9 protein-coding genes are annotated in these 6,445 nt (G+C 41.0%); 6 read left to right on the top strand and 3 right to left on the bottom strand.

Going from position 1 to position 6,445, the window contains the following annotated elements:
• The 4 genes from G4P69_RS28050 to G4P69_RS28035 all read left to right on the top strand — a co-directional run.
• Positions 1–211 (top strand): 2-oxo acid dehydrogenase subunit E2 (locus G4P69_RS28050; RefSeq protein WP_208352738.1); only part of this gene is annotated, 211 nt, incomplete at its 5' end.
• Between the two features lie 416 nt (positions 212–627).
• Entirely contained in the window at positions 628–1,236 is a 609-nt protein-coding gene (locus G4P69_RS28045) for a cysteine hydrolase family protein (RefSeq protein WP_208346360.1), read from the top strand.
• Complete coding sequence (locus G4P69_RS28040) at positions 1,233–1,991, top strand: PAS domain S-box protein (protein WP_208352736.1); 759 nt, start codon at positions 1,233–1,235, stop codon at positions 1,989–1,991. The genes G4P69_RS28045 and G4P69_RS28040 overlap by 4 nt, the downstream gene beginning before the upstream one ends.
• Positions 1,967–2,440 carry an isochorismatase family protein gene (locus G4P69_RS28035; RefSeq protein WP_243902854.1) on the top strand — a complete coding sequence of 158 codons (474 nt, stop codon included), beginning with the start codon at positions 1,967–1,969 and terminating at the stop codon, positions 2,438–2,440. Before G4P69_RS28040 ends, G4P69_RS28035 begins: the two co-directional genes overlap by 25 nt.
• Positions 2,441–2,508: 68 nt before the next feature.
• Here the strand turns inward: G4P69_RS28035 and G4P69_RS28030 are convergent, their stop codons facing one another.
• Positions 2,509–3,138 (bottom strand): DUF4168 domain-containing protein, encoded by a 630-nt coding sequence (locus G4P69_RS28030; RefSeq protein WP_243903083.1) that lies wholly within the window; start codon positions 3,136–3,138, stop codon positions 2,509–2,511.
• Between the two features lie 282 nt (positions 3,139–3,420).
• On the opposite strand from G4P69_RS28030, the gene G4P69_RS28025 reads away from it, so the two are divergent.
• Complete coding sequence (locus G4P69_RS28025; protein ID WP_243902764.1) at positions 3,421–3,711, top strand: hypothetical protein; 291 nt, start codon at positions 3,421–3,423, stop codon at positions 3,709–3,711.
• An 84-nt stretch (positions 3,712–3,795) separates the two neighbouring features.
• On the opposite strand, the gene trxA is transcribed toward G4P69_RS28025, so the two are convergent.
• Positions 3,796–4,113 carry a thioredoxin gene (trxA, locus tag G4P69_RS28020; RefSeq protein ID WP_208346004.1) on the bottom strand — a complete coding sequence of 106 codons (318 nt, stop codon included), beginning with the start codon at positions 4,111–4,113 and terminating at the stop codon, positions 3,796–3,798.
• Between the two features lie 142 nt (positions 4,114–4,255).
• On the opposite strand from trxA, the gene fabG reads away from it, so the two are divergent.
• Complete coding sequence (gene fabG, locus G4P69_RS28015; RefSeq protein WP_208346005.1) at positions 4,256–5,017, top strand: 3-oxoacyl-[acyl-carrier-protein] reductase; 762 nt, start codon at positions 4,256–4,258, stop codon at positions 5,015–5,017.
• Between the two features lie 209 nt (positions 5,018–5,226).
• Here fabG and G4P69_RS28010 read toward each other — a convergent pair whose 3' ends face one another.
• Positions 5,227–6,306, bottom strand: coding sequence for an MraY family glycosyltransferase (locus G4P69_RS28010; protein WP_208352734.1), 1,080 nt, complete (start codon positions 6,304–6,306; stop codon positions 5,227–5,229).
• Positions 6,307–6,445 lie beyond the last annotated feature (139 nt).

Below are 6,445 nucleotides of genomic sequence, written 5' to 3'. Positions count from 1 at the left end.
CATTTTGCCGCCTGGACAAGGTTCGATTATTGCGATCGGTGCATCTCGTCCACAAGTCGTAGCAACATCGAACGGTTTGTTTGGAATAAGGCAACAAATGCAGGTAAATATTACCTGTGATCACCGTATTATTTACGGTGCTCATGCTGCCGCATTTTTACAAGATTTGGCGAAGTTGATTGAAATAAATCCTCAATCTTTAACACTGTAGTACAGAACTCATATTGAAAGATGATTTGTGTAACTGCTTGTTTACACCTTGAAATATAGCGGTTATAAGCTGTATCTCATATACTCTCGCCCTCACGCCTATCCCCTTTCCCGAGTTTACGAGAGGGGATAGGCGTGAGGGCATTTTGTATGTGAGTCAAACAATCAACGAATTTCATTTTTTGTAGAGACATTGTGATCAACGTTTCTACAGTTCTTTACAAATGTTATAATTAGACCTATCTTAAAAATTAGACAAAAATATATTTTCGTCTAAAAAAAGACTAATGGATATCACTGAAAAATTTAGTTACACCTTTGCAAGATCCTTATCCTGTTTATAGGTGTTCTACCTTATCTTAATATCAGGCCCTTAAAGTAGTCTGCCCACATTTGACTATGTAAAAGGTAACTATAATGAACCCACAAAAAACAGCATTGATATTAATTGGTTATCAAAATGACTACTTTGCTGTAGATGGCATTTTACATAATGTGGTAGAGGAGTCATCCCAAGTTACAAATGTTTTAGCGAATACAGTAGATTTAATTGAACAATTACTGCCAACTCCTGTCTTATTGATTGCAACACCAATTATATTTACTCCTAACTATGAGGAAATAGTTTATTCAGTAGGCATATTGAAAATCATTAAGGAAGTTGGTGCTTTTCAAGCTGGTACAAAGGGCGCAGAAATTGTTTCTGAGTTATTGCCTTTCAAAGAACGGATTATAGAGGTCTCCGGTAAACGTGGATTGAATGCTTTCTCTTCTACTCAGCTAGATCTAATATTGAAACAACGACAGATTACGGATGTTGTTTTAGCTGGAACTGTAACCTCAATTTGTATTGATTCAACAGGTCGTGCGGCTTATGAAAGTGGTTATCGGGTAACAATTCTCTCTGACTGTACCTCTGCTCGAACGAATTTTGAACAGAATTTTTACTGCGAGAATATATTCCCTCTTTATGCAAATGTAATTTCCCATGCACAACTACTAAATCAACTCAAAATTGCTACATGACATCTGATATTGATCCCAACAAAGAACTTCATACTCAGATTCAATACCGCTTAATCGAAAAGCTTGCAGAATCAGAACGGCGTTATCGAGAACTAGTTGAGAGTTTGCAAGAGATTGTATTTCAGAGCAATGAAAAAGGAGAGTTTATCTTTCTTAACTATGCGTGGACAGATATTCTTGGCTATAGCCATACAGACTCTTTGGGACAATCGATTATTAATTTTATTCATGTAGACGATCAGCCTATTTTCCAGAGTTTGTTTACTCAATTAAGCGGTCGAGAACTAATCGATAATATTACTCAACAAAAAGGTAAATTGCTCAGAAATAAACAAGAACTGCGATTTTATGACAAAACAGGTGAAATTATTTACCTAGAATTATCAGCTCGTTGGACAAAGTTATCTAATCTAGACACAAGCCAAGAGGGATTATCTGGATCATTAATCGACATTACTGCACGTAAGCAAGCAGAAATGCGGGAGAGAGAAAAAGCTTTGTTAGCTGAAACAACTTTGCAAAAGTTGCAACAAGCTCAAATCCAACTCATTCAGTCCGAAAAAATGTCTAGTCTTGGACAGCTAGTTGCTGGTGTTGCTCATGAAATTAATAACCCTGTCAACTTTATTCATGCCAATCTAGTCTATGCCGGGCAATACACTCAAGATCTATCGACGTCCAAAATGAATACTTTACTGGTAAGCTACCAGTCACTTATCCTTCAGGAAGTTTGGATAAGATTCTCGAGACAATGAATACTGCATCTTTACAAAACATCCCAGTTGTGGTTGTCCAGCACACTCAACCAGACGCAGATTCGCCCATCTTTAGAAAGGGGAGTCCTGAATGGGAACTTCACCCTGAAATTATCAAACGTCCTCACGATCTTTTAATTGAAAAAAATTTGCCAGGGAGTTTCACGAACACGAAGCTAGAAGCTTGGTTGAGAAAATGGGAAATTGACACAGTTGTAATCTCTGGATATATGACTCAAGTTTGCTGTGACACGACGGCTAGACAAGCTTCACATCTTGGTTTTTCTGTGGAATTCCTAAGTGATGCAACAGGAACCCTCGCTTTCAAAAGTGATACTGATGCTGCTACTGATGAAGAACTTCATAGAGCAACCTTGGTAGCGCAATATCCATTTTTTAGTAAGGTTATAAGTACTTCTAACTGGATTAAGAGTTTTGAACGTATTTAACACATAAGAAAAGAATTCAGGAGTCAGTATTTGATTCTGACTCCTGAATTCTGGCTTGTGACTCCTTTTTATTGCTGAATCATCTGTTGAACTTTCTGTTGGAGCGTTGTATCTTGTCTTACTGCTTCAAGAATTTGGTTGAAGCGTGATGGTTGTAGCCCTTCTTTTTGAACAGCCTGCTCTTTCTTTGGCTGAGTTTGTTGCTGAATTTCTCTAATTTTTGAGTAAGCTGTGTTGAATTGCTGCTGTTCTGTTTGGGTTATCGCTTTTTTTGGTTGTTGTGTAGGAGTTTTCTGTGCCTGATAAATTTCTATAAATCTTTCTCCGGTTAGCCCTGACTTGGTAATAAGCTGCACTATCTGCTGTTTCTCGCCTTGCTGAATCACTCGCAACTGTTTTATACTGCGGGCAAATTTTTGGAGATCGTCAGGGCTAATTTGTGACTGGGTTGCTCCTGGCGCTTGAGATGGGGAAGGTAAAGAGGAGGGTTGGGTAACTCCTGGCGCTTGAGATGGCGAAGATTGGTTTACTTGTGCTTGTGCGGACAAGCCACCGACAAGTAATAAACCGAGAACATAACTACCTGTCAGAAGTTGCTTTAGCATATCTAGTTCCTCCTTAGGATAACCTGCACTACATGAGGAAGGTTTTTGACTTTTGTTCCTCAAGTCTTTGGGTTTTGTCAATGCATCAGGCATGTCCTAAGGCAGCAATGAAACAATAAACAGTGTTTGGTGCCATTCATTGCTAACTGCTCCAGGTATGCACTGTCGTGGTACAGCTTATTATATCCTAAGCAGACAATAGTTCTATCTGAAGAGTGTTTATTTTTTTTTACTCATGCGACAGAGGTTATTTCTCTGAAATTATGCTACTCCCTGTTAATTGTTCATAAAGGTACAGAGAACTTGCATCTGCCCGACCTAATCACTATCGATGATGGAGCTACCATTGGCTAAAATGTCGAACTACATCCCTTCGTGATCAAAGATAGTTGGTTGTATCAAGCACCTATCCATGTTGGTGCTAACGCTGCGATCGCTGATTTAACATCGCTTCAAACTCACTTGTTTGAGGATCGGGTTATGAAAATGTCTACAGTCAAGATCGGTCAAGGTTGCACTGTCGGACCACGCTCTGTAGTGTTGTATGATTCTGTGATGGAGGCTGGCTCTAAACTCGACGCATTATCACTCCTCATGAAAAGTGAAGTACTACCATCAGAGAGTGAGTGGCGGGGTATCCCGGCTAGGTTAGTTGTAGAACAATAGCATGGAGCAGGGGAGCAGGGGAGGAAAAAAGACAAATCTTACCCAATTTTGACTTCCCCGCAGGGGTGCTCCATGCCCAATTTGTTATATTATGCTTTTTAAATGCTGTACTAATTGCTGGGCCTGTACCACGCCCTCGATTCTATCAACTGGGTGACCACCTTTAAACAGCACTAGTGTTGGTAAAGCTTCAATTTTATACTGTGTTGCCAGTTGAGGGTATTTTTCAGTATCAATTTTGACAATTCGCAAGCGACCCTGTAGCTGGGCGTTGACTTGTTTTAAAATCGGAACCATCATTTGACAAGGTCCACACCAGTCAGCGTAAAAATCTACTAACACAGGTAGATCAGAACCCGAGAGCATTTCTTCAAAGGTGTTGAATTGCTTTTTTGTAGACATGTGACACGCACCAATTTTTTATTGTTTGATTTCCATAGTAGTTCTTGCCAAAGCTGATCTGGGGGAATGTCGTTATTGTTTTTTATTGGTGCAGTGTCGCCCTATGATGGTTAACGCGGTAAAAACAATCATAGGAATTTTTATGGAACTACTGCCAGAGAATCTACAAACTTTACGGGAAAAAGTAGCAATTGTGACAGGTGCTTCCCGGGGGATTGGACGCGCGATCGCACAAGAATTAGCCACTTTGGGAGCAAATGTAGTTGTTAACTATGCCAATTCTAGTAACGCAGCGGAAGAAGTCGTCGATACAATCACAAAAGCAGGAGGAAGTGCGATCGCCCTACAAGCAGATGTATCCAAAGTAGATCAAGTAGAAGCGCTGCTTAACAATGTGATAGAAAAGTTTAATCGAGTTGATATTTTAGTCAACAATGCCGGTATTACGCGCGACAATTTACTTCTACGTATGAAGCCTGAAGATTGGCAGGCCGTTATTGATCTCAATCTTACTGGTGTTTTCTTGTGTACACGCGCCGTCAGTAAAATCATGCTGAAGCAACGCTCTGGAAGGATTATCAACATTACCTCCGTTGCTGGGCTTATGGGGAATCCAGGACAAGCAAACTACAGTGCCGCCAAAGCAGGCGTAATCGGCTTCACCAAAACCATTGCTAAAGAATTTTCTTCTCGCGGTATCACAGTTAATGCTGTAGCTCCTGGTTTTATTGCCACAGATATGACAAGTAAGATAAACGCCGAAGAAATTCTCAAATTCATACCCCTAGGTCGCTACGGTCAACCAGAAGAAGTAGCTGGTATGGTACGTTTTCTCGCCGCCGATCCCGCAGCCGCATACATCACAGGACAAGTTTTTAATGTTGACGGTGGTATGGTGATGTGATAGTGCAACGGGCATGGGGCATAGGGGATGGGGCATAGGATAGAGAACTAGGGAAGAGGGGAAAATAAGGTTCAATTGAGTAGCGTTGACTTTTAACTTCCCCGTGAAGCCCTTCGGGTATCGTTAGTTTCTCGTCGCGCGCAGAATCTCGGTAAAGATATTTATAAAATTCTTATCCTCGGTTCCTAATGCCCCATGCCCCATGCCCATTATGCTGCTCTTATCTTTTGCCAAACAGTAAAGCTTAAAAGGATAATAATACTAATAGTAGTGGTGAGAATTACACCCAAGGTCATGTCTTGTATTCTCATTGCTAGTAAGTTACAAACCAAAGTAATTGACCAAAGGGTAAGGGCGGCGTGGCGCTGGGATAAACCCCAAGCGAGCAACCGGTGATGCAGATGGTCTTTTCCAGGAGTACTCATCGGATTTTTTCCTGCCATCAGCCGTCGTACAACCACTTGTGTTGTGTCTAATACTGGTAATAGAAGAAATAAAACCGGGGGGATCAACGATAAGACTGTGTTAACTTGGAGTTTTCCTAAAATGCTGGTTGCTGCAAGCACATAGCCAAAAAAGTAAGCTCCAGCATCGCCCATGATAATGTGGGAAGGGTGAAAGTTGTGACGCAAGAAGCCTAACGCTGCACCACCTAATGCTGCTAGAACTAGTGTCGCTGCTGCACGATTATCAAATTGTGCTGAAACAGCTAACAAACTCATAGCAGTGATAAAACCGATACCTCCTACCAAACCATCCATTCCGTCCATCAAATTGATGCCGTTAGTAATTGCTACTACCCAAAATACTGTTAGTAAGGTTGATAGTAAGGAGTCTACAGGTGTACCAAAAGTTACTTCAATACGGATGCCATTAGCAACCAGCAAAAGAGCTGTAAGTAATTGAATTAACATGCGAACAGATGGGGGTAAACCGAACTGATCGTCGATAAAGCCAACAAGAACTAGTATGGAACCGCCTAAAAGAATAGTCAGTACCTGAGCCAATACGTGTTGGACTTCAATAGGTCGTAAGAGGCTAGCTAGTACCATTGCGGCAATCACTCCTGCGTAAATTGCCAAGCCGCCCGCATTCGGTAAAGGTTCTTTATTAAGCCGTCGTGCGTTTGGTTGGTCAGCCCAACCTACCCTTAAGGCGAATTTACGCACTTTTGGGATCAAATGCCATGTTACGACACAAGCCATTAAAAACGTGAATACTACTGCTAACCAGCCGGAACCGCTAGGGTCAGCAATACCGAGAGACTTAAGGAAGCCGTATATATTCATCTCTCGATCCGACCATTACTATCAATGGTGATAAACATCAACTGTATATTAATCAATTTTTTGCTATTTTTATGTAATTTGGTCTATTAGGGATTAGCACTCTTGGCCGCTGAGTGCTAAATTGTCTAATGGAAGTGCT

It is taken from the genome of Aetokthonos hydrillicola CCALA 1050, from assembly GCF_017591665.1.
Taxonomy (GTDB): Bacteria; Cyanobacteriota; Cyanobacteriia; order Cyanobacteriales; family Nostocaceae; genus Aetokthonos; species Aetokthonos hydrillicola.
The sequence above is the reverse complement of the archived record's forward strand: the minus strand, read 5'-3'. Positions and strand labels throughout refer to the sequence as shown.

Bases quoted from the DNA above. Each gene is read 5' to 3' on its own strand.
- G4P69_RS28030 (WP_243903083.1), bottom strand. From the start codon at position 3,138: ATGCCTGATGCATTGACAAAACCCAAAGACTTGAGGAACAAAAGTCAA.
- fabG (WP_208346005.1), top strand. From the start codon at position 4,256: ATGGAACTACTGCCAGAGAATCTACAAACTTTACGGGAAAAAGTAGCA.
- G4P69_RS28010 (WP_208352734.1), bottom strand. From the start codon at position 6,306: ATGAATATATACGGCTTCCTTAAGTCTCTCGGTATTGCTGACCCTAGC.
- G4P69_RS28040 (WP_208352736.1), top strand. From the start codon at position 1,233: ATGACATCTGATATTGATCCCAACAAAGAACTTCATACTCAGATTCAA.
- trxA (WP_208346004.1), bottom strand. From the start codon at position 4,113: ATGTCTACAAAAAAGCAATTCAACACCTTTGAAGAAATGCTCTCGGGT.
- G4P69_RS28045 (WP_208346360.1), top strand. From the start codon at position 628: ATGAACCCACAAAAAACAGCATTGATATTAATTGGTTATCAAAATGAC.